The sequence below is a fragment of the Isoptericola sp. NPDC055881 genome (assembly GCF_053615895.1).
Window position 1 is genome coordinate 1 of sequence record NZ_JBSHCR010000055.1, and the last position, 22,312, is coordinate 22,312.

Genomic DNA, 22,312 nt, shown 5'->3' on the forward strand with positions numbered 1-22,312 from the left:
GACCCTGGCGCCCCCCCCCCACGCCCCGGGGTAGTCTATCGGGTTTGTTTAATTCACCCACCCCCGCCCTTTTTGTTTTAAATCTCCCCCCCCACGATGACCAGGTCAGCACGCACGACGCCGTCGCGGTCAGCCTCACCCGAGACGGCCGACAGCCACGCCGACGGCGATCCCGACGCCGACGGCGACGAGGGTGAGCGCCATCGTGCCGAGGGCGTTGGCGAGCGCGAGCCGCGCCCGCCCGGACCGGGCGAGCCGCACGGTCTCCACCATCGCCGTCGAGAACGTGGTGTAGCCGCCGCAGAACCCGGTCGCCACGGCGAGCCGCCACGGCTCGAGCGACGACGGGTCGCCGGCGCCGAGCAGCACGCCGGTGACCAGGCCGATGAGCAACGAGCCGGACACGTTCACCACCACGGTGGCCCGCGGGAACGCCGCGCCCGGCGTCCGCGCGCGCACCGCGCCGTCGACCACGAAGCGCGCCGCGGCGCCGAGCCCGCCGGCGACGGCCACGACCAGCAACGCGACCACCGCGCTCATCGCGCCCTCCGGTCCGCGCCCAGCAGCACGCCGCCGAGGCAGGCGAGGTACCCGAGCAGGAGCGTGGCGCCCGCGTAGACCACCGCCTGCGCGACGCTGCCGTGGGTCAGCAGCCGCTCGGTCTCCAGGGCCAGCGAGGAGAAGGTGGTGAAGCCGCCCAGCACTCCGGTGCCGACGGCCAGCCGCACCCGCTGCCCGCCCGTGGTCTCGGGCCCGCGCGCGGCGAGCGCCTCGAGCAGCCAGCCGAGCACGAACGCGCCGACCAGGTTGGCGGTGAACGTCGCGACGGGCCAGCCGTGCACGGCCGGCCAGGCCTGCGTCAGCCCGTAGCGGGCCGCGGTCCCCACGGCACCCCCTGCGGCGACGAGCGCGACCAGCCCTGGCCGCCGGTGGGCGGGCCGCACGAGTGCGGGCGGGCGGCCCGCCGTCACGAGGCGTCGCCCGTGTGCTGGTCCGGCAGCACGACGACCGGCCGCGGCTGGTCGTGGATCAGGTGGCCGGCGACGGTGCCGCCCACGAGGTGCGTGGCCCAGCCCCGCACGCCCGGCCTGCGCGCCCCTACGACGACGAGGGCGGCGCCGTGCTCCGCGGCGATCCGGGCGAGCTCCGCGGCCGGGTCGCCGCCGGTCAGTAGGAGCCCCCACCGCACGGGACTGTCCGTCAGGGCCGCGGCGACGGCCTCGCGCAGGGCGGCCTCGTCGAGGGGCGCGGTGCCGGCGTCCGGGTCCACGGGGACGACGGCGCCCGACGGCGTTCGCACGGCGCTCTCGTCGACCACCACGCACAGCAGGTCGGCACCCAGGGCGGACGCCAGGGCCGCTGCCCGCCGGGGGACGCTCGGGTGGTGGTCGTGCGGGATGCCCACCAGCACGGGACCGGTCATGCGGTCGTCCATGCGGTCATCGTAGGCAGCGCGCCGTGCTCAGACCGTCCGGCTCACGGGCACGCCGTCCGCGTCGAGGCTCTCCGCCTCGTCGGCGCGCACGCCGAGCAGCTTGGCCGCCGGGGTGCCGGTGAAGCCGTACACGACCGCGGTGAGCAGCACGACGCCGAAGATCACCGGGACGAGCTGCGGGAACGGCGCCCCGGCATCCTCGAACTCCAGCGCGAAGACGGACGCGGTGGACGCCGCGACGATGCCGCGTGGCGCCATCCAGCCGATCATCGCCCGGTCCGACCACCGCAGGCCCGTGCCCCAGGTCGAGACGATCGCGACCAGCGGCCGTAGCACCAGCACGAGCAGCGCGACGATCCCGGCCGTCGGCAGGGCGTACCGGACCAGCGCCTCCAGGTCGACGCGGGCCGACAGCACGATGAACAGCGACCCGATGAGGAGCAGCCCGATGTGCGTGCCGAACTCGTGCAGCGGCTCGGTCCGAGCCACGCGCTGGTTGGCGAGCGCGGCGCCCAGGGCCGTGGTCGCGAACAGCCCCGCCTCGTCGTGCCCGGCCTCGGCGAGGGCGTAGACGCCGAGGGCGAAGGCGAACGCGAGCACCACCTCGGTCTCCTTCGGCACCCGGCCGAACCGGATGAGCACGACCAGGACGGCGGCACCCGCCGCCCCGATGAGGAGCCCGGAGCCGGCGGTCTCGAGGAGGCGGACGGGCTCGGCGTGCAGCACCACGTTCGCGACGGCGAGCGCCACGGTGGCGCCGATCGGGTCGATGAAGATGCCCTCGAAGGCGAGCACGGACTCCACGGGCTGGCGGGGGCGGATCATCGCGAGCAGCGGCCCCACGACCGTCGGTCCCGACACGATGAGGATGGCGCCGATGACGGCGGCCCGGCCCCAGGTCAGGTCGAGGAAGAGGTACGCGATCGCCGTCGCGCCCGCACCTGTCAGCAGTGCGCCGGTGGTCACCAGCCCCAGGACGGGCCGCCGCGCGCCGCCGCGCAGGCGGGTGAAGTCCAGCTTGAGCGACTCCTCGAACAGCAGCAGCCCGACCGCCATCGAGACCAGGGGGAAGAGGGCGTCGCCGAAGACGGCGTCCGGGTCGAGCCAGCCGAGGATCGGGCCGACCAGGAGGCCGAGCCCGAGCAGCACCAGGATGGACGGCACGCGCAGCGCCCGCGCGCCCACCTGGCCTGCCACCCCGAACGCCACGACCAGGGCGATCCCGCCTGCGAGAGTCATCGTCACTCCTCCGCGCCGTCGCGACGGCGCGCCTCGGCCTCGCGGGCGGCGCGCTCGCCGGCCTCGAGGTTGCGGTCGCGACGCGCCGTCCGCCCCTCGCCGGAGCGCGTCGGGTCGTGCAGCAGGTGCGACTCGATGAGCTCGTGCCGCTGCAGGAACGTGTTGGCGACGGCCTGGATCGTCGCGAGGATCGGCAGCGCGAGGAACGCGCCGAGCGCCCCGAACACCGCGCCGAACGCGAGCACGCCCAGGAACGACACGGCGGGGTTCATCTCGAGCGCCCGGGCGCTGACCCGGGGGGAGAAGATGAGGTTCTCGAGCTGCTGGTACGCGATGATGAAGACCAGCACGGCCACCGCCTGCGGCAGCCCCTGCGCCGCGAGCGCGACGGCCACGGGCAGCGCCCCGCCGATGTACGTGCCGATCGTGGGCACGAACTGCGACACCACGCCGGTGAACACGGACAGCGGCAGCGCGTAGGGCGTGTCCATGATCAGCAGGAACACGAACGTGAACACGCTCGACAGCGACGCGAGCACGATGCGCGAGCTGATGAAGTCGGAGACCTTCACCTGCGTGATCTCCCACAGCGTCAGCACCTCCTGCTGCCGGTCGGGCCGCAGCCACGCACAGATCGCGGCACGGAAGCGTGGGCCCGCCGCGATCACGTAGTAGGTGACGAGCAGGATCGTGGTGATCGCGAACAGGACTCCCACGATGGAGACGCCCACGCTGATCGCGCCGGTCGCGACGTCCTGACCCCACTGGTCGATGGTCTGGGCGATCAGGTCGTCGGAGTCGGGGACGGTGACGTCCCAGCGCTGCTCGATGCCGGTCTGGAGGCTGGTGTAGAGCGCGGGCAGCGACGAGACGAGCTGCACGAGCTGCTGGACGAACAGGTTGCCGAAGAGGGCGAGGACGCCCAGGACGACGACGATCGCCCCGCCCAGCGCGACGCCCGCCGCCGCGCCGCGCCGCCAGCCGTGCCGCACCAGCCACACGACGATCGGCTCCAGCGCCAGCGCGATGAAGAACGCGACGAGCACGTTGACGGCCAGGCCGCCGAGCTGCCCCAGCGCGTACGAGAGGAAGACGGCGACGAACCCCGCCACCACGACCATCGCGAGCGCCCGCGGCAGCCAGCGCGGGGGGTTGCGGCTGTCGTGCTGGACGGGCCGGACGGAGTCGTCGACCTCCTCGTCGGGGGCGGTCGGCGGGGGCGCGGCCGGCCCGACGCCGGGCACGCCCTCGGGCTGCGGGGCGTCCGTGGTCATGCGGGAAAACGTAGCCCAGCGGGGCGGCCAGGGCACGACCGCACCGCCGAGAGGCGGCAAGCGCAGTGCACGCGCCCGCGGTCAGTCCTCCGCGTCGACCCAGACGCTCATCGGCCCCTCGGACCGGTTCGCCCACGCGAAGTACGGCACGAACTCCAGGGTGGCGTCCTCCCACCGGGCGCGGCGTGCCGGCCGGTACAGGCTCGCGTCGTCGCCGTCGGGCACCCGGCGGCGGGCGGGCAGGGAAAGTCGGCCCATGCCGCCGAGCAGCAGCTCGTCGAACCGGTACACGGGCTCGGCGTCCAGGCCGACCCGGTAGAGCCACAGGGGTGCGACGTTGTCCGCACCCTCGGCGCAGTAGACGACCGGGCCCCGCGTGACCGCGACCTTCCCGACGTCGGCGCGGACACGGTCGTCCGCCTGCACGAGCGTCGGCGTCATGTCGAGCTCGAGCGAGACGACCGTGCTCGGCGCGGAGACGTCCACGAAGACGTAGCCGTCGCGCGGCTGCTCGTCGCAGGGCACGCCGTCGACCACGAGCCGGTACGCGCCCGCGGACCACTGCGGGATCCGCACACCGAGGCGCAGGCGACGGCGGTCCGGGTTGGCGACGTCGAGGCGGACGGTGCCGCCCCAGGGCAGCTGCGACGCCTGGCTGATCCGGACACCGCCGTCGAACGTCGCCTCGCTGGCGATGTACTGGGACACGAGGACCGTGTCGTCGTCGGTGGCGGAATAGACGTACTGGTCGACGGACGCCACGAGGCGCGCCACGTTGCTGGGGCAGCACGCGCAGCCGAACCAGTCCGCCCGCCGCGTCAGGACGTGCGCCCGGCCGGGGTTGGCGTGCCACGCGGGGTCCGCCTCGAGCGGGTTGACGTAGAAGAACGTCGTGCCGTCCTGGGACATGCCGCTGATCGCCGAGTTGAACAGCTCCCGCTCGACGACGTCCGCGAACTCGCCGTCGGGACGCGCGCGCAGCAGGGCGCGGCCGAGGAAGGCCATCCCGACCGAGGCGCACGTCTCGCCGTACACGGTGTCGTTGGGCAGGTCGTGGTCGGTGGTGAACCGCTCGCCGTGCTGGGCGGAGCCCACCGCGCCGGTCACGTACATCCGTCGCCGCGTGACGTTGTGCCACAGGCGCTCGGCGCTCGCGGACAGCTCCGGGTCGTCGGCCAGCCGGCCGACCTGCGCCATCCCGGTGACCAGGTAGGCGAGGCGCACGGCGTGACCGTCCGCGGTGGCCATCTCGGTCACGGGCTCGGCGGCCTGGAAGTACGCCCGGTCGAAGGCGTGCATCCCGTCGATGAGGGAACGCTCGGGGCCGTCCTCGGCGACCTGCCGGTCGAAGAACTCCGGGTCCTGTCCGCGCTCGGTGAGGAAGAAGCGGGCCAGCGCGAGGTAGCGGTCCTCGCCGGTGGCCTCGTGCAGGCGGGCGAGGGCGAGCTCGACCTCGGCGTGGCCGTCGTAGCCGCGCAGCTGTCCGGGTCCACGACCGAACGCGCGGTCCAGGCAGTCGGCCATGGCGACGGCGACGCGGAGGGCCCGCTCGTCACCCGTCACCTCGTGGTAGGCGACGAGGGCCTCGATGCCGTGCCCCATCGTGTACAGCTCGTGGGACTCGCGCAGCCGCGCGAAGCGTCGCTCGGGCGCCTCGATCTGGAAGAAGGTGCACAGGTAGCCGTCGGGCTCCTGGGCGGCGGCGACGAGCTCCACGACGGAGTCGGCGAGCCGGCGCAGGTGCGCCGCGTCGGGGCGGTAGCGCAGGGCGTAGGCGACGGCCTCGAGCCACTTGTAGACGTCGGTGTCCTGGAAGACGTAGCCGGAGTGGCGGCCGCTGGCGCGTCCGGCCGCGATCTCGAAGTTCGCCACGGCGTGGCTGGAGGCGTAGCTGGCCTCGTTCCCGCCGGGCTCGTGGGCGATCTCGATGTCGGCCTCGTCCGTCATCACCCGCCACTGGTAGGGCAGGACCTCGTCGACGACCAGGTCGCGGTAGCGGACCCAGAACGGGGAGGTGATCTCGAGGGCGACCAGCGCGGGGGTGGTGCTGGGTTCGACCGGGTGGGTGGCCGGGTGTGTGGCCGGGTGGGTGACCGGGGTGGTGGTCATGACCTGCTCCTGCGGTGTCAGCGGTGCGTCTCGGGCGACGTGGGGGCGGTGCCGTCGGCGGGCGGGGCGGGCTGCTCTGCGCGCTCGGCGAGCGCGGCCAGCACGACGGGCTCGTTCCGCTCGAAGCGCCGGTAGACGAGCATCGGGACGATCCCGAGCGCGAAGGCGAGGGCGGGCAGCCAGGCGAAGGAGAACTGGATGGCGGCCAGGGCCGTGGCGGACTGCGGCTGGTCGGCGACGTAGCCGCCGGCGCCCATGATCACCGACGGCAGGAACGCCCCGAGGCCCGCCCCCATCTTGATGCAGAAGGAGCTGCCGATCGCCGTGAGGAAGCCCGCGGCGCGCACGCCGTTGCGCCACTCGCCGTAGTCGACGGTGTCGGCGACCATCGCGAAGAACAGCGCGCACGCCGTGCCGCTGCCGAGGCAGGCCACGACCCACGACGCCATCAGCAGCACGTCGTCGCCGGCGAACAGCGCCAGGCCGACCTGGCCGACGATCGCCAGCGCGAAGCCGAGGATCGTGCTGCCGTACTTCCCGAGGCGCTTCACGAGCAGCGGCACGGACGCCATGCCGGCCACCTGCACGATCGAGACGCCGTTGAACAGCGCGATCGCCGCGGTGCTGCCCTGGTTGTACTGGAAGTAGAACGGCAGCGCCGTCGTGCGGGCGGTCAGGCCCACCCAGAAGAGCACGTTGGCGACCACGAGCAGCACCCACGGCCAGTTGCCGCGCGCGGCCCGCACCGAGTCCCGCACCGAGATCGAGGTCGCCCGCTCGACGTTCTTCTCGCGCATGGTGGCGAAGGCGACCACGAGGAGCACGAACGCGACGATCGCGTACAGCCCCACGGTGAGCGACCAGCCCGACTGCGACGTGGGCGAGCCGCCGAAGAACGTGACCAGCGGCAGCACGAACGTCACCGCGAGGAAGTTGCCGACGTTGCCCCCGACCATGCGGAAGGAGTTGGCGACCGTGCGCTCCTGCAGGTTCGAGGTCAGGTTGGGCAGCACGGACGTGATCGGCGTGGACATCCCCGTGTACGTGATGCCGGCGAGGATGTAGACGACGGCCGCGTAGACCGCCTTGCCCGTGCCGTCGATCGGGGGCGTGGTGAAGAGCAGCCACACGGTCAGCGGGAACGGGATCGCCATCCACAGGAACCACGGTCGGCTCTGGCCCCACCGGCTGCGGGTGTGGTCGATGATGAAGCCCCACACCGGCGCGTCGACGGCGTCGATGATGCGCGCGGCCAGCAGGATCGCGCCGGCGGTGGCGATCGACAGCCCGTACACCTCGGTGAAGTAGTACAGGGCGTAGCCCGAGATGATGCAGTACAGCAGGTTTCCGGACAGGTCGGTGAACGCGTACGTCACCTTCCGGTACAGGGGCATCTGCGCCGTCTGCCTCGTGCCGGACGTGGCGGGTGCCTCGTCCATGACGCTCGCTGTCATAGCGTCCGTCTCCCTCGTGGTACGTCGATGAACCGTCGGCCCACGGTAGGGAGCGCCGGGAGCGTTGCGCGAGGCACGCACCCCCCATCTTGGTGTGCTTTTCCGACTAGAATTCGTCACAGTGGTCCCGGGGGAACGCCAGATGGCGCGCAAAGGTGGTCGAATCCGACCTTACTCGACCGGGTGCCGCGGGAAGGCGTGATGTTCGAGATCTCCCTCGCCGAGCCGATCTTCTTCTACAAGGCCGGCGAGTTCACGGCGCCCGCCGGATGGCGGCACAAGCGCCTGCACCACCAGCGCGACTTCGAGATCTTCCTCGGCGTCACGGGGACGGTGCCCCTGCTCGTGGACGGCGAGCCGGTCGAGCTGGGCCCGGGCACGTGCGTCGTGACACCGCCCGGGGCGACCGTCGAGGGGGCGGCCGAGACCACCGAGGAGACGGCCTTCTACTGGTTGCACTTCTTCGCGGACTGGCAGGAGATCGAGGACGGCGGGGACCCGGGCGGCGCCCTGCCGGGGCGGTTCGCCGGCGAGCTCGAGCGGGTCCGCAACGGCGGCTTCAGCGCCGTCCTCAATGACGTGTGCCTGCTGCCGCCCCGCTTCAGCCCGAGCCGGTGGCACCGGGCCGTGCTCGCCCTGCGGCAGGTGCTCGACGCCGCGAACCGGTTCCGCTACAGCCAGCGGGAGTGCGACTTCCTCACGGGGGCGCTGCTGGTGGAGCTCACGGACGACTACCTGCGGGGGCGCGGCGACGCCGTCGAGGGCCGCCGTCCGCGCGCCGCGCCGGTGGCCGAGTGGATCCGCAGCCACATCTCGGCGGACCTCACCGTCGCGGAGGTCGCGCGCAGCTTCAAGGTCAACCCCGACTACCTGAACCGCACCTTCAAGGCCGCGCACGGCACCAACCTGCGCGACTACATCCTCGACCTCAAGATCGAGACGGCGAAGGTGCTGCTGGTGCGCACCGACCTGCCGGTCGGTCAGGTCGCCCACCACTCCCACTTCCGCGACAGCCGGAACTTCCTCAAGCGGTTCCGCGAGCGCGCCGGCGTGACGCCGTCCGAGTTCCGCGCCGCGTACGCGGCGACGCACCTGAACAACGAGGTGATCGACCCGCGCATCCCCGTCCCGCAGGCCGCCGAGGCCTACCTCCGGGGTGCTCCGGACGCCCCGTCCGCCTGACCCGAGTGCCGATCGAGACCCTGGGTCAGAGCGCGGGCGGGTGGTCCGGCAGCCCGAAGCGGGGAAACCACGTCGCGGTGTCGAGGAAGGTCGTGATGCCGGTGATCCGGCCCCGGCCGTCGTCCTCGAGGACGGCGAGCCCCCAGGGCGACCAGCCACCCGCCGGGTTCTGGCGGTACTGCGCGTACGCCATCGACCCGTTCGCCTGGACGGTGACGCAGCGCGAGCCCCGGCAGCCGGCGCCCGGCCCCGTCATCCAGCGGATCACCTCGCGGCTGCCGCGCACCCACATCGTGTAGGGCGGCATGTTGAGGACGGCGTCGTCGTGCAGCAGCGCGACGAGCGCCTCCATGTCGTAGCGCTCGAAGGCGTCCAGGTACCGCTCCAGCAGGTCCTGGTCGACGGGGGCCCACCGCTCGTCGTCCGCGGCGGCGGCGTCCTCCGCCTCGGCGGCCCCGCCCGGCCGTCGCAGGCCCTTGCTGCCCAGGGTGGCGCGGGCGCGCTGGAGCGCGCTGTTCACGGACGCGACCGTGGTGTCGAGGAGCTCGGCCACCTCGGCGGCCGACCAGCGCAGCACCTCGCGCAGCACCAGCACGGCCCGCTGCCGGGCGGGCAGGTGCTGGAGGGCGGCGACGAACGCGAGGCGGATCGACTCGCGGCCGACCGCGACGTCCGCCGGGTCGCCCTCGCGCGGCAGGACCGCGTCGTCGGGCACCGGCTCGAGCCACCGGTCCTCGGCGAGCACCTCGCCGAAGTACTGCTCCTCCGCGGGCTGCGGGCCGCCCAGCCCCATCGGGCGCTCGCGTCGCTTGGACGAGCCGAGGTGGTCGAAGCACACGTTGGTCGCGATGCGGTACAGCCACGAGCGCAGGGAGGATCGCCCCTCGAAGCGGTCGTAGGACCGCCACGCGCGCAGCAGCGTCTCCTGCACCGCGTCGTCGGCCTCGAACGCGCCGCCGAGCATGCGGTAGCAGTAGCCGGTGAGCTCGCGGCGGTACTGCTCGAGCAGGGCGCCGACGTCATCACCGGTGGCGGCGTCGGCCGTGGTCGATGTCGCGGGCGCGCCGCGCTGGGCAGTGTGTGTCACGTCTCACACCGTACGACGCGCCTCCGACGCGCGGCAGGGGTGTCGCCCGGGGCGACCTTCGGGGAGGGCGCCGCGCTCAGCGCCGGTCGTCGCGCAGCACGCGCTCGACCAGCGGGACCGTCCCGCTGGCGGGCGTCGGCAGCCGCACCCGCGAGACGGTGCCGGTCAGCGGCCGCGCCTCCCGGTCGATCTCGAACCACACGGTCTTGCCCTCGACCACGCCGGAGTGCCGGCCCACGGCGTCGGAGCCGTCGTGCAGCTCCACGCCCCACCGGGACGCGAGCCGGTCGAGGAACAGCACCCCGCGGCCCGACAGGTCCTGCGGCTGCGGTGACTGGAGCTCCGGCTCGGCCGTGCTGCCGTCCCGCACCCCGACGCGCAGGCGCCGGCCGTCCACCTCGACGGTCGCGGTGATGGGGCCCTCGCCGTGCTCCAGCGCGTTGGTCAGCACCTCGCTGGTCAGCAGCATCGCCGTCCGCCGCAGCTCGTCGGAGACGTCGCACGACTCGAGCACGTCGTCCACCCACCGGCGCGCCGGGCCGAGGTCGCTGAGGTCGTCGTCGGCCACGCGGCGCTCCGCCTTCGCGGGCCCGGCGGACGACGGCGGGCCGGACGGGGCGGGGACGCGCACGCGCACCGCGAGCACCGCGACGTCGTCGCGCTGCCGGTCGCCCACCAGGCCCCGCACCAGGGCGCGCGGCACGGCGGACGTCGCCTCGCCGTGCGCCGAGCGCAGCACCCGCTCCAGGTCGGCCAGGCGCTGGTCGCTCGGGACGCCGCGGCGCTCCACGAGGCCGTCCGTGTAGAGCACCAGCGTGTCGCCGGGCAGCAGACGGGCCGTGCGGTCGGCGCGCGCGGTGGTCGGGACGACGCCGAGCAGCAGGTCGGGCGTCGCGTCCAGGCGTTCCACCCGGCCGTCGCGGCGCAGCACCATCGGCGGCGGGTGGCCCGCCACCGACCAGGTGAGCGTGTACGCGCGCTCCGGCGGCTCCGTGCCGGCGACGGCGTCCTCCGGGCAGGGGGCGGGGTCGCGGTCCAGCCGGGCGACGACGGCGGTCGCCATCGCGCGCGGCCCGAGGCGCGCGTTCGCCTTGTCGAGGCGGGTCAGCAGCCCGGCCGGCGACTCGTCGTGGCTCCAGGCGAGCGCCCGCAGCATGGAGCGCAGCTGGCCCATCTGCGCGGCCGCGTGCACGTCGTGCCCCGCGACGTCGCCGATCATGACGATGGCCGTGCCGTCGTCGCGCACGACGGCGTCGTACCAGTCGCCGCCCACCTGGTCGGTGCGGGCGGCGGGGGCGTAGGTGGTCGCGATGTCGAGGTGCGCCACCGCGGGCGGCGCGGTGAGCATCGACTCCTGCAGCGTCGTCGCCACCCGGCGCCGCGCCTCCAGCAGGGCGACGCGTTCGAGGGCGAGGGCCACGTACCGGCTGATCGTCGACTCGAGGGCGGCCGTGTCGGCGTCGTGCTCGCGCGCCTGGTCCCACACGCAGGCGATGACGCCCACGACCATCCCGTTCGACATCACGGGCAGGAAGGACCGGGCGCCCTCGGAGACGGAGCCCACCGGCCTCATCTCGGGGTAGCTCGCCACCATCTCCGCGTGGTCGCGGAACCGCAGCGCGGCGCGGCTCCGTACCACGTGGGTGTCCGGCCGGGGCGCGTCCAGGCGGGTGCTGCGCAGCGCCGGCTCGCCGGGGTGGTGGTGCCCGACGGTGAAGAACGACAGGTGGCGCCGGTCCGCGTCCACCAGGGCGAGCGAGACCCAGCGGGCTCCCGTGCCGGTCCCGATGACGTGCGCGATGGCGTCCTCGACCTCGTCCAGCGTCGTGACGCGCGCGAACCGCTCCGAGAGCCCCAGCAGGAACCGCGACCGGCGGTGCGCACGGAACGCCACCTGCTCGGCCAGCCGGGCACGCTCCCGCTCCGCGCGCAGCCGCAGCTCGCCCGAGGCCGCGGCGGACAGGTCGGCCAGCGTCGCGAGGTCGGTCTCCGTCCAGGTGCGCGGCTCCGACGACACGGCCCACAGGGCGCCGACCACGTGCCCGCGCGCGTCCTCGATCGGGTACCCGGCGTAGGCGGCCAGCTCCAGGGTGCCGATGGTGTGGCGGCCCTCGACGCGCGGGTCGTCGTCCGCGTCGCCCACGACCAGCGGGGTGCGGGTCCGCGCGACGAGCGCCGTCAGCGGCCGGGGCAGCTCGATCCGGCGGCTGCGCTGCGCGCCCTCGGGGAAGCCGACGGCGCCGGGCAGGGTCTTGACGTCGCCGTCGTCGGTGAGCATGACGACCGCGGCAGCGGGCACGCCGAGCTGACGGTGCACGAGCCGCGCGATGCGGTCGAACACCTCGTCTGCAAGGGGCTCACCGACGACCTGACCGGCGGACGGCGCGGGCACACGGTCGGACGTGGCACCGGGCACGGGCCGAGGCGGCGGTCCGGGCAGCGAGCCGACAGCCTGGGCTTTCGGCACGCGCCCAGTATGGACCTTGTCGGTCACACGTTGAGCAGCCCGCGCCGGTGCGCGACCGCGACGGCCTCCGTTCGCCCTGAGACGCCGAGCTTGGCGAGCAGGTTCGACACGTGCACGCTGACCGTCTTCGTGGAGATGTAGAGCCGCTCGCCGATCTGCCGGTTGCTCAGTCCTTGGGCCACGAGGGTCAGGACCTCCTCCTCGCGTTCCGTGAGGACGGACGTCGTGCGGCGGCTGCCGGGCAGCGGCACGCGGGCGCGCCGCCCCCAGGCGTGGATCGCCTCGGCCAGCGGGGCCGCTCCCATGGCGGTCGCCTCGCCGAGCGCCTCCGCCGCCTCGACCTCGGCCGCCGGGACGTCCCCCGCCGCGCGCAGCGCCTGCGCCCAGCGGAAGCGTGACCGGGCCACCTCGTAGCGGTAGCCGAAGTCGAACTCGCGGACCGTCGCCTCCCACAGCTCCGGCGCGGCCGGGGCGTCCGTGAGAGCGGCGCGCAGGCGGGAGTGCTCCGCCTCCGCCCGCTTCAGCCAGGCCCGACCCTCCGGCCCCAGGCTGCCGCCTCGCGGACGGCCGCGGCGCGCGGTCTCCTGCGCGACGGCGAGGAGCTCGTCGCCGCGGTCGAGGAGCGTCCGCGCGGCGTCGGCGTCGTGGCCCCCGGACTCGGCGTTCTCGGCGAGCCCGGCCAGGGCGAGCGCCGACAGCCAGATGCGGCCCAGGAAGTACTCGGACCAGGTCGCGCCGACGTGGGCCGCGACCTCCTCGGCCGTGGCGACGGCCTCGTCGTACCGCCCCGCCCACGTGAGCGCGTCGGCCAGCGTGCCGCCCGCGACGAGCGCGATCTGCCCGTCCACGCCCCACGACGGGCGCAGCGCCTCGGCGGCGGCGACGGCGTCGCCGCCCTCGCGGGCGGTGGTCGCGTAGAGGCGGCCGGTGTCCAGGTAGACGAGGGCGGGCGCGGGCGCGCCGTCCAGGATCGGCTGGTCGGTGAGGTCGCCGGAGAAGTACGCCACCAGCAGCGCGAGGTCGAGCAGCTGCACCCCGTACACGCCCCAGATGACGCCCGTGCTGCGTCCGCGCTCGATGCTCTCCTCGAGGACGCGCTCGGCCTCGTCGAGGTGGCCCGCGTAGAAGTGGGTGGTGGCGAGGTTGTACCAGCAGCGCATCTCGGTGCGCAGGTCGCCGGCGACCACGGCACGCTCCCGGGCGCGGTCGATCAGCGCGGCGGCGGTGTCCGGGGTGCCCACCTCCAGCACGGAGAGCGTCGCGAGGGCGTCGGCCTCCGCGCCGGGGGCGTCCGCGCGGCGGGCGACGTCGACGGTCTGCCGGGCGACGACGTCGGCCTCGTCGTCCCTGTCCACGGTGAGCAGGACGCGCGCGTGCACGGCGAGCGTCCACGCGAGCTCCGGCGTGGCGTCGGCATCGGCCACCTCGGGGAACGGGCCCGAGACGCCCGCGCCCGTGGCGCCCGGGAGCAGGACGTCGAGCGCGGCGGTGGACTGCGCCAGGGCGTCGTCGAGGGACTCCAGGTCGAGCACGTACCGCACCAGCACGTGCCGCAGGAGGGCCTGGCGGTCCGGCTCGCCGGTGAGGCTCTCCACGGCGCGCCGGGCGAGCTGCTCCGCCCGGGTCGCCAGCCCGGCCGAGCTCGCGGCCGCAGCGGTCTCCAGGGCCAGCGCGACGCGGTCGGCGCCCAGCAGCGCCTCGGCGTCCGGCACCGAGTCCCACAGCGAGAGCACCTGCTCCAGGTGGCGGAGCTCTTCGGCCGGGGCGAGGAGCTCGGCGGCCCGCCGGGCCGCCTCCCGCGACGCGACGAGCGCCGCCGTCAGGTCGTGGCCCTGCAGGGCGTGGTGCGCGCGCTTGGCGGCCGAGCCGAGCGCCGGGTCGGCGCCCAGCGCCTCCAGGTACGCGCGGTGCATCGTGGTGCGCTCACCGGGCAGCAGGTCCAGCACGAGGGCCTCGGCGACGAGGGCGTGCCGGAAGGCGACCTGCTGGCCCTCCACGCCCAGCACCTGCTGCGCCACGGCCTCGCGCAGGGCTGCGTCGGCGACGCCCGGACCGTCGAGGCCGGGCACGCGCGGCGCCGCCGCGCGCAGCAGGGACTCGTCGACCTGGCGGCCGGCGACCGCCGCGAGGCGGACCAGCTGCTGCACGGCGGGGTCCAGCCGCTGCAGCCGCGTGTGCAGCACGTCGGCCAGCGACCAGGGCAGCCCCATGGACGGCTGCCCGGCGTCGAGCAGCTCCTCCGCGAAGAACGCGTTGCCGTCCGACCGGCTGCGCACGGCGTCGAACTCGGCCTCGTCGAGGGGCTCGCCGCGCGTGGCGGTGGTGAACTCGCGCAGCTCGTCGGGCGTGAAGGGGGACAGCTCCACGTGCTCGACGGGGCGCTGGCGGTGCAGCTCGGCGATGACGGGGCGCAGCGGGTGGCGGCGGTGCACGTCGTCGCTGCGGTACGTGGCGACCAGCAGCAGGTGCTCCGAGCGCATCCGCGCGACCACGAACCGCAGCACGTCCCGGGTCGACTCGTCCGCCCAGTGCAGGTCCTCGAGGACCAGGACCAGCGGGGAGCCCCCGTGCCCGGCGGCGGCGAGGCTGCCCGCGACGCCGTCGAGCAGCTGCAGGCGCTCCGCGTGGTCGGTGCCGGAGCCGCTGGCCGGGTCGAGCAGCCGGGTCAGCGCGGGGCGCTCGGCGATCACCGCGGCCACGGCCGGGACCGTCCGCAGCCCGCCCAGCGCCTCCGTGAACGGCAGGTAAGGGATGCCGACGTCGCCCAGGTCCACGCAGTGCGCGACGACGACCCGCGCCCCGGCGTCGCGGGCCAGGTCCGCGAGGTGCGTGACCAGGCGCGTCTTGCCGACGCCGGCGTCCCCGCCGAGCAGCAGCACGCCCGGCTCGCCTCCCGCGGCACGCTCCAGCGCGCCGCGGAAGGCGGAGACCTCCGCCTGGCGGGCGATCAGGGGCACCTCGCTGGAACGTCGCACCAGGTGATCGTCCCACCGGGCACCCACACGCGCCGCTGGTTTTCCCGGGTGCGCGGCGCCGCCGGTCATGGTCGGGCCGCCCGGTCAGGCGGCCCGGCGCCCGGCCGTGTCCTGCGGCCGCAGCGCGTCCACCCCGCGGCCGATCTGCTCCGCCCGACGGGTCACCTGGCGCTCCCAGGCCGACGGGTCGGTCCGCGCCGCCACGGCGTCGAGCGTCGCGCCGAGCTGCTGCACCGCGCGCCGGGAGGCGCCCCGGTCGCGCAGCCGCCGGACCACGGTCGCGGTCCACCGGCCCGCCGCCCGCACCGGGGCGGGCGTGCCGCGCTGGTAGGAACGCGCCAGCCGCTCCCGGCGGTACTCCAGCTCTGCCTGGATCGCCCGGTCGAAACCGATCATCTGGTCCATCTCGATCCCCTCGCCGGCCGGTCGTCCCGGCCTCTCGTGCCGGCCACCGCCGGCTGTCTCGTTCTTGTGATGCCCACGCTCGTCCTGAGGCCCGGGGGCGGGGATCGGGCAACCGACCTGTCTTCGGCGGGCGGGGTACCTCAGACCGCCGAGGTCACCGGCCGACAGGCCCTAGGGATGGTCTGAGGTACCCACGGCGGACCCGGCTCCGGGGATCTCACCCGGTATCCGTTGCGACGTAGGTCACAGCGGACGCACACTGGGGGGACCGGACCGATACGGGGGTGGACTCGTGGCTGGATCTGTTGGAGGCGCCTTCGACGCGCTGCCGATGCTGGGAAGAGGCAAGCACCGCAACCCGAAGAAGGGCGCGTGCTTCATGGAGCTGGCGTCGTTCCTGGCCGGGGAGCGCTGGAGCGACCATCCCCAGTGCACGCACCCGCTGCTGGCGATGCTCGCGCGCGCCGTGAACGACCTGACCTCCGACGGGAACCGGCCGCAGCTGGCGCCGCTCATCCCGTCCGTCATCGGGCTGACCAGCTCCGACCCGCGCTGGGACGTCCAGATCGCGCTGCGGGCGGCACAGATGGCCCTGCCCGTGGCGCCCGCGGACCGGCAGCAGACGCTGGCCGTGGCGATCATCGGCGCGGAACGCATGCTCGACGTCCTCGACGGGCGTCCCGAGGGCACCCTCGCGCCGGAGAGCGCCGACGCCCTCGCCGCGTCGCCCAAGACCGCCGAGTGGGCCTACCGCTTCTGCGAGGGCACGCGCGTGCGGCCCAAGCGGTTCGTGCGGGACGCCGCACCGTCGGTCGTCTCGACCGCCGTGCAGGGCATCAGCGAGGCCTTCGTCCCGGACACGGACGCCCGCCTGCGCGCCCTCCTCGGGGCCACCATCGAGGACGCGCGGCGCTGGGCCGGCGGCACGGACGACGACCGCCCGGCCCTCGCACCCGACCAGTGGGCGCCCGTCGTGAAGCCGGCGGCCGCCGCGAGCTGAGCAGCCGAGCACCCGGACCCCCACGCCCCTCCGGGACGTGGGGGTCCGGCACGTCACCGCCCCGCGTCTGGTAGACCGGAGCCGTGACCCACGAGACCGCGACGACCGCCGTCGACAACCCTCTCGAGCAGCTCACCCTCGACGACCTGCGCCGCCGCACGTCCGTGAAGTGGCAGGCGTACCCGCCCGACGTGCTGCCGCTGTTCGTCGCCGAGATGGACACCCCCGTCGCACCGTGCGTCGTCGGCGCCGTGCGCGCAGCCCTCGACCTCGGCGACACCGGGTACGACGTCGGCACCGCGTACGCGGAGGCGCTCGCGCCGTTCGCCGCCGACCGGTGGGGGTGGACGCCCGACGTCGCGTCGAGCCGCACCCTGCCGGACGTCATGGTGGCGGTCGTGGAGGTGCTGCGCGTCCTCACCAGCCCCGGGGACGCCGTCGTCGTCACCCCGCCCGTGTACCCGCCGTTCTACGGCTTCCCGGGCCACGAGGGCCGCCGGGTCGTGGAGGCGCCGCTCGACGCCGACCTGCGCCTCGACCTGGGCACGCTGGAGCAGGCCTTCGCCGACGCCACGGGCGCCTCCGCCCACGGCACCGGGCCAGGGTCCGGGCGTCGCGCCGTCCTGCTGCTGTGCAACCCGCACAACCCGACCGGGACCGTGCACACGCGCGCCGAGCTCGAGGCCGTGCTGGCGCTCGCGGACCGGTACGGCGTGCGCGTCGTGGCCGACGAGATCCACGCCCCGTTCACGTTCGAGCGCGTCGCCGCAGGCGCCGCCCCGTTCGTCCCGCTGCTGTCCGTGGCCGGCTCCGAGGACGCCGTCGTGGTCCAGTCGGCGTCCAAGGCCTTCCACCTGGCGGGGCTGCGCGCCGCCGTCGCCCTCGGCGGCCCGGACGCGGCCGCCGACCTGCGCCGCATCCCCGAGGAGGCCGGGCATGCCGTCAACCACCTGGCGGTGCTCGCGCACGCCGCCGCGTACCGCGAGGGCGGGCCGTGGCTCGACGCCCTCCTCGCCGGGGTGCACCGCAACCGTGCGCTCGTCGCCACGCTGCTGGCCGAGCACGCCCCGGCCGTCCGCCTGCAGCCGGCCGAGGCCACCTACCTCGCGTGGCTGGACGTCCGGGACGCGCTGCCCGCCGGCGTCGCGGCCACCGGCGCGGCCGGCCTCGTCCTGGAGCGCGGCCGCCTCGCCCTCGAGGACGGCGTGCGGTTCGGCGCGGGCGGTGCTGGGTGGCTGCGCCTCAACCTCGCCACGTCGACGGCGGTCCTCACCGAGGCCGTGCGGCGGCTCGGGCGGGCGCTGACCGAAGGCTGACACCGTCGCGCCGCAGGAACCAGCGCCCACCACCGGCCCGGCGCGACCTCCGTGCCGCCCGGTCGGCTAGCGCACGTAGTCGGGCGCCGGCGCGACGCCGAACGCCTCCTCCAGGGTGGCGGTGCCCGCCAGGTGCATGCGGGTCGTCAGGGTGGTGCCCACGTACCGCAGGTGCCAGGGTTCGGCGCTGTAGCCCGTGACCGCGGCGGCGCCCCGCGGGTACCGCACGACGAACCCGTAGCGCCACGCGTGGGACGCCACCCAGCGGCCTGTCTCCGTCCGCCCGAAGCGCGTGTACGACGTGCCCCGCTGGGCGACGTCCGCCGCCAGCCCCGTCTGGTGCTCCGAGAACCCGGGACGGGCGGAGAACGTGTCCGCCTCCCGGCGCCCGTGACCCTCGACGTAGCGCGCGTACAGCCGCCGCTGGTCGGCCTCCGACCGGTACCCCGAGGCGAGGACGAGCTCGCGTCCGGTGGCGGCGTCGGCCGCGGCGGCCAGCCGCTCGAGCGCGCGCGCCGCCACGGGCCGCAGGCGGTCGTGCCCGCCGAGGGCGGGGACGTCCGGGGTCACGAGGTGCTCCGGCGCCCAGCCCCGCGGAGCGATAGGCCGCGCCTTGTTCACCAGCACGAGCGGGTCCGCAGGATCGTCCACCGGGGTCCACGCGCTGGTCAGGACCACCGTGTCGTCCGGCCGGGGGACGGGGATCGCCGCGCCGGCCGCGGCCGCCGGGACCGCCGCCCCGCACACCGCCAGGGCCCCGACGACGGATGCCGCACGAAATCTATGCAGCACCGTTACCAGGACACGGGGTGACATGCCGTCAAGACTGCCAGGAAGCCGTTAACCTCGCCAAGGTGCGCCGTCGCTACCGCCTCGCTCTCGCCGCCGTCCTGGCCCCTGTGATGGCCGTGCCCCTCGTCGCCTGCTCAGGCCCCGACGTCCCGCCCGCCGACGCCGCCGCGAAGGCGCTCGCGGGCGCGCTGCTGGCCGGGGACGTGGCCGACCAGCCGCTGAAGTCGCCCGGGTCGGTGGACCCGCAGACGCAGCTGACGCAGGTGCTGCGGCCCCTGGTCGACGCGGCCGGGAAGCGGAAGCACACGGTGACCGTGGCGGAGGTGGGCAAGCCGGTCACGAAGGACGGGGCCACGACGGCCGACGTCACGCTGGACTGGGCCTGGCCCCTGGGGCGCGACCTCTCCTGGAAGTACTCGACCACGGCACACCTGGCGTACACGGCGCCCGAGAGCGGCGACGGGGACGGCACCTGGCGCACCACCTGGAGCCCGGACGTGCTGGTGCCCGACCTGGCGCCGGGCGAGCGCCTGAGCGTCACGACGCTCGACTCCGACCGGGGCGACCTCCTCGACGGCGACGACAAGCCGATGGTCACGGCCCGGGGCGTGTGGCACATCGGGGTCGACAAGACGGCGGTCGAGGGCCTCGGGCAGGAGTCCGCGGCGCGCGACCTCGCACAGCTGGTGGGGCTGGAGCCCAACGAGTTCTTCGCCCAGGTCGAGGCGGCCGGCGACAAGGCGTTCGTCGAGGCGATCACCATCCGCAAGCAGAACCCCGGCGTGGACTTCACGCTCGACGAAGCCCTGGACATCATCGGCGTCCGCGCCCTCGAGGACACGCAGGAGCTGGGCCCCACCAGCACCTTCGCCAAGCCGATCCTGGGTCGCGTCGGCGAGGCGACCGCGGAGGTCGTCAAGAAGTCGAAGGGCGCCGTGCAGGCCGGGGACGTCGTGGGCCTGTCCGGGATGCAGCAGGCCTACGACGACCAGCTCACCGGGCACCCGGGCGTCGTCGTGAGCGTCGTGCCGGCGGGCGGCACGGACGGCGCCGTCGGCCTGGACGGCGAGCCCGCGGAGGACGACGACAAGGACCGCGAGCTGTACCGCGTGGACGCGGTGGACGGCACGCCCGTGGCGACGACGCTGGACCAGGACCTGCAGGAGCACGCCGAGGACGTGCTCGACGACGTGGACCCGGCGAGCGCGATCGTCGCGATCCGGCCGTCCGACGGCGCGGTGCTCGCCGCGGCGAGCGGGCCCGGGGGAGAGGGCTGGTCCACGGCGACGCTCGGCCAGTACCCGCCGGGGTCCACGTTCAAGGTGGTGGACGCGCTCGCGATGCAGCGGGCGGGGATCACGCCGGACACGAAGGTGGCGTGCACCGACTCGATCACGGTGGACGGGCGCACGTTCGGCAACGTGCCGGGCTACCCGGCGTCGGCGACGGGCGACGTGCCGCTGCGCACCGCGTTCGCGCACTCGTGCAACACGGCGATGATCGCCCAGAGCAGCAAGGTCGCCCAGGCGGACCTCACGACCGCGGCGTCTGACCTGGGCCTGGTCGGCGACGAGGCCGCGGCGGAGTCCCTGGGGGTCCCGGCGTTCCTCGGCGCGGTGCCGCAGAAGGCGAGCGAGACCGAGCACGCGGCGTCGATGATCGGCCAGGGCAAGGTGCAGGCGTCGCCGCTCGGGATGGCGACGGTCGCGGCGAGCGTCGCGGCCGGCCACCGGGTCGAGCCGGTGCTGGTGCGCGACGACGACAAGGCGGACGAGGAGAAGCCGTCCACGCCCGGCGTGAGCGAGGCCGAGGCGAAGGTGCTGCGCGAGCTCATGCACGGCGTCGTGACCGACGGCAGCGCCGACATGCTGCAGGACGTGCCGGGCATCGTCGGCGCCAAGACGGGCACCGCCCAGTACGGCGACGGCTCCCAGCAGCACGTGTGGATGATCGCGATCGTCGACGACCTCGCCGTCGCCGTCTTCGTCGAGGACGGCTACCGCGGGTCGGACACGGCGGGACCCCTCATGGAGGACTTCCTGGACGGCCTGTGACGGCCGGCGGGGGTCCCGGTTCACCCGCGCAGCGCGGGTGAACGCTCGGGGACCGACCTAGGCTCGAAGGCGCCGACCCGCCGACGACGAGGGGAACCGCCATGGTCAGCAGGACCCGAGGGAGCGGCCGGCGCCGCCCCCGCAGCGGGGACGTCGAGCTCAATCCTGTCTTCGTCCGACCGGGGGAGACGCGCTCCGTGCCGCGCGACCGGCTCCCGGCAGAGGAGTCGCTGCCCGAGACGGCGTTCCAGATCGTCCACGACGAAGCCATGCTCGACGGCAACGCCCGCCTCAACCTCGCCACCTTCGTCGGCACATGGATGGACGACCACGCCAGCCGCCTCTACCTGGAGGCCGCCGACAAGAACATGGTCGACAAGGACGAGTACCCGGCCACGGCGGCGGTCGAGGACCGGTGCTGGCGCATGCTCGCCGACCTCTGGCACGCGCCGGACCCGCGGAAGGCGATGGGCACCTCCGCCATCGGCTCGTCCGAGGCGTGCATGCTCGCCGGGCTCGCGCTCAAGCGCCGCTGGCAGCAGGCCCGGCGCGACGCCGGCAAGCCGGTCGGCACGCCCAACCTGGTCATGTCCAGCGCGGTGCAGGTGTGCTGGGAGAAGTTCTGCAACTACTTCGAGGTCGAGCCGCGCTACGTGCCCATCAGCGAGGAGCACCGCGTGCTCGACGGGCACGACCTGGAGAAGTACGTCGACGAGGACACCATCGGCGTGGTCGCCATCCTCGGCGTGACCTACACCGGCATGTACGAGCCCGTGACCGAGATCGCGGCCGCGCTCGACCGGATCCAGGCGGCCACCGGGCTGGACGTGCCCATCCACGTGGACGGGGCGTCGGGCGCGATGGTGGCGCCGTTCGTGCAGCCCGACCTCGTGTGGGACTTCCAGGTGGAGCGGGTCGCGTCGATCAACACCTCCGGCCACAAGTACGGCCTGGTCTACCCGGGCCTGGGCTGGGTGGTGTGGCGCGACGAGGCGGCGCTGCCCGAGAGCCTCGTGTTCCGGGTGAGCTACCTGGGCGGCGACATGCCGACCCTCGCGCTGAACTTCTCCCGCCCGGGCGCGCAGGTGCTGCTGCAGTACTACATGTTCCTGCGGCTGGGGCGGGCCGGGTACGAGGCCGTGCAGAACACCTCCCACGACGTCGCGCGGTTCCTCGCCGACGGCGTGGGCAGGCTGCCCGCGTTCGAGCTGTGGAACGACGGCTCCGACATCCCCGTCTTCGCGTGGCGGCTGCGGCCGGGGCACACGGAGAACTGGAACCTGTACCACCTGTCCGACCGCCTGCGGACCCGCGGCTGGCTCGTGCCGGCGTACCCCATGCCCGACGACCTCACCGACGTGACCGTGCAGCGCGTCGTCGTGCGCAGCGGTCTCAGCCAGGACCTCGCGGCGTCGTTCCTCGCCGACCTCGAGGAGGAGGTCGCCTACCTCGACGCCCTCACCGGCCCGATGCCCACCGAGGGGCAGCGCACCGGCTTCATCCACTGACAGCCGGTCGCCGGC

17 protein-coding genes are annotated in these 22,312 nt (G+C 74.5%); 5 read left to right on the forward strand and 12 right to left on the reverse strand.

Features of this window, described 5'->3' with window-relative positions; genetic code table 11:
* Positions 1-135 precede the first annotated feature (135 nt).
* From ACWGKI_RS15605 to ACWGKI_RS15635, 7 genes are all read right to left on the reverse strand, one after another.
* Positions 136-540, reverse strand: coding sequence for a fluoride efflux transporter FluC (locus ACWGKI_RS15605; RefSeq protein ID WP_452188159.1), 405 nt, complete (start codon positions 538-540; stop codon positions 136-138).
* A complete protein-coding gene (locus tag ACWGKI_RS15610; RefSeq protein ID WP_452188161.1) occupies positions 537-971 on the reverse strand; it encodes a fluoride efflux transporter FluC in 435 nt (144 codons plus the stop codon). The genes ACWGKI_RS15605 and ACWGKI_RS15610 overlap by 4 nt, the downstream gene beginning before the upstream one ends.
* A complete protein-coding gene (locus ACWGKI_RS15615) occupies positions 968-1,435 on the reverse strand; it encodes a universal stress protein (protein ID WP_452188163.1) in 468 nt (155 codons plus the stop codon). The genes ACWGKI_RS15610 and ACWGKI_RS15615 overlap by 4 nt, the downstream gene beginning before the upstream one ends.
* Before the next feature lie 27 nt (positions 1,436-1,462).
* A complete protein-coding gene (locus tag ACWGKI_RS15620; RefSeq protein WP_452188165.1) occupies positions 1,463-2,674 on the reverse strand; it encodes a cation:proton antiporter in 1,212 nt (403 codons plus the stop codon).
* 2 nt (positions 2,675-2,676) lie between these two features.
* A complete protein-coding gene (locus ACWGKI_RS15625; protein ID WP_452188167.1) occupies positions 2,677-3,948 on the reverse strand; it encodes an AI-2E family transporter in 1,272 nt (423 codons plus the stop codon).
* Between the two features lie 81 nt (positions 3,949-4,029).
* Positions 4,030-6,057, reverse strand: a complete 2,028-nt coding sequence (locus tag ACWGKI_RS15630) for a glycoside hydrolase family 127 protein (protein WP_452188169.1) — start codon at positions 6,055-6,057, stop codon at positions 4,030-4,032.
* Between the two features lie 17 nt (positions 6,058-6,074).
* Positions 6,075-7,511 carry an MFS transporter gene (locus ACWGKI_RS15635; RefSeq protein ID WP_380243375.1) on the reverse strand — a complete coding sequence of 479 codons (1,437 nt, stop codon included), beginning with the start codon at positions 7,509-7,511 and terminating at the stop codon, positions 6,075-6,077.
* Positions 7,512-7,712: 201 nt separating this feature from the next.
* Here ACWGKI_RS15635 and ACWGKI_RS15640 point away from each other — a divergent pair, with 201 nt between their 5' ends.
* Positions 7,713-8,693 carry an AraC family transcriptional regulator gene (locus ACWGKI_RS15640; protein WP_452188171.1) on the forward strand — a complete coding sequence of 327 codons (981 nt, stop codon included), beginning with the start codon at positions 7,713-7,715 and terminating at the stop codon, positions 8,691-8,693.
* A gap of 25 nt (positions 8,694-8,718) precedes the next feature.
* Here the strand turns inward: ACWGKI_RS15640 and ACWGKI_RS15645 are convergent, their stop codons facing one another.
* The 4 genes from ACWGKI_RS15645 to ACWGKI_RS15660 all read right to left on the reverse strand — a co-directional run bounded on the left by ACWGKI_RS15645 (position 8,719) and on the right by ACWGKI_RS15660 (position 15,627).
* Positions 8,719-9,780: a sigma-70 family RNA polymerase sigma factor gene (locus ACWGKI_RS15645; RefSeq protein ID WP_452188173.1), complete on the reverse strand. Its 1,062-nt coding sequence runs from the start codon at positions 9,778-9,780 to the stop codon at positions 8,719-8,721.
* Between the two features lie 76 nt (positions 9,781-9,856).
* Complete coding sequence (locus ACWGKI_RS15650) at positions 9,857-12,247, reverse strand: SpoIIE family protein phosphatase (protein ID WP_452188175.1); 2,391 nt, start codon at positions 12,245-12,247, stop codon at positions 9,857-9,859.
* A gap of 23 nt (positions 12,248-12,270) precedes the next feature.
* A complete protein-coding gene (locus tag ACWGKI_RS15655) occupies positions 12,271-15,222 on the reverse strand; it encodes a helix-turn-helix transcriptional regulator (protein ID WP_452188177.1) in 2,952 nt (983 codons plus the stop codon).
* A gap of 84 nt (positions 15,223-15,306) precedes the next feature.
* Positions 15,307-15,627, reverse strand: a complete 321-nt coding sequence (locus ACWGKI_RS15660) for a hypothetical protein (protein ID WP_380244462.1) — start codon at positions 15,625-15,627, stop codon at positions 15,307-15,309.
* Between the two features lie 292 nt (positions 15,628-15,919).
* Here ACWGKI_RS15660 and ACWGKI_RS15665 point away from each other — a divergent pair, with 292 nt between their 5' ends.
* Both ACWGKI_RS15665 and ACWGKI_RS15670 read left to right on the forward strand, forming a co-directional pair.
* Complete coding sequence (locus ACWGKI_RS15665) at positions 15,920-16,627, forward strand: hypothetical protein (protein ID WP_452188179.1); 708 nt, start codon at positions 15,920-15,922, stop codon at positions 16,625-16,627.
* Between the two features lie 83 nt (positions 16,628-16,710).
* Positions 16,711-17,943, forward strand: coding sequence for a MalY/PatB family protein (locus tag ACWGKI_RS15670; protein ID WP_452188180.1), 1,233 nt, complete (start codon positions 16,711-16,713; stop codon positions 17,941-17,943).
* A 66-nt stretch (positions 17,944-18,009) separates the two neighbouring features.
* On the opposite strand, the gene ACWGKI_RS15675 is transcribed toward ACWGKI_RS15670, so the two are convergent.
* Positions 18,010-18,759 (reverse strand): M15 family metallopeptidase, encoded by a 750-nt coding sequence (locus tag ACWGKI_RS15675; RefSeq protein WP_452188182.1) that lies wholly within the window; start codon positions 18,757-18,759, stop codon positions 18,010-18,012.
* A gap of 38 nt (positions 18,760-18,797) precedes the next feature.
* Between ACWGKI_RS15675 and ACWGKI_RS15680 the strand changes: the two genes are divergently transcribed.
* Positions 18,798-20,789 carry a penicillin-binding transpeptidase domain-containing protein gene (locus ACWGKI_RS15680; protein ID WP_452188184.1) on the forward strand — a complete coding sequence of 664 codons (1,992 nt, stop codon included), beginning with the start codon at positions 18,798-18,800 and terminating at the stop codon, positions 20,787-20,789.
* Positions 20,790-20,890: 101 nt separating this feature from the next.
* The gene (locus ACWGKI_RS15685; RefSeq protein ID WP_380244467.1) at positions 20,891-22,297 is read left to right on the forward strand and encodes a glutamate decarboxylase; all 1,407 of its coding nucleotides are present in this window, start codon (positions 20,891-20,893) and stop codon (positions 22,295-22,297) included.
* Positions 22,298-22,312: the final 15 nt, after the last annotated feature.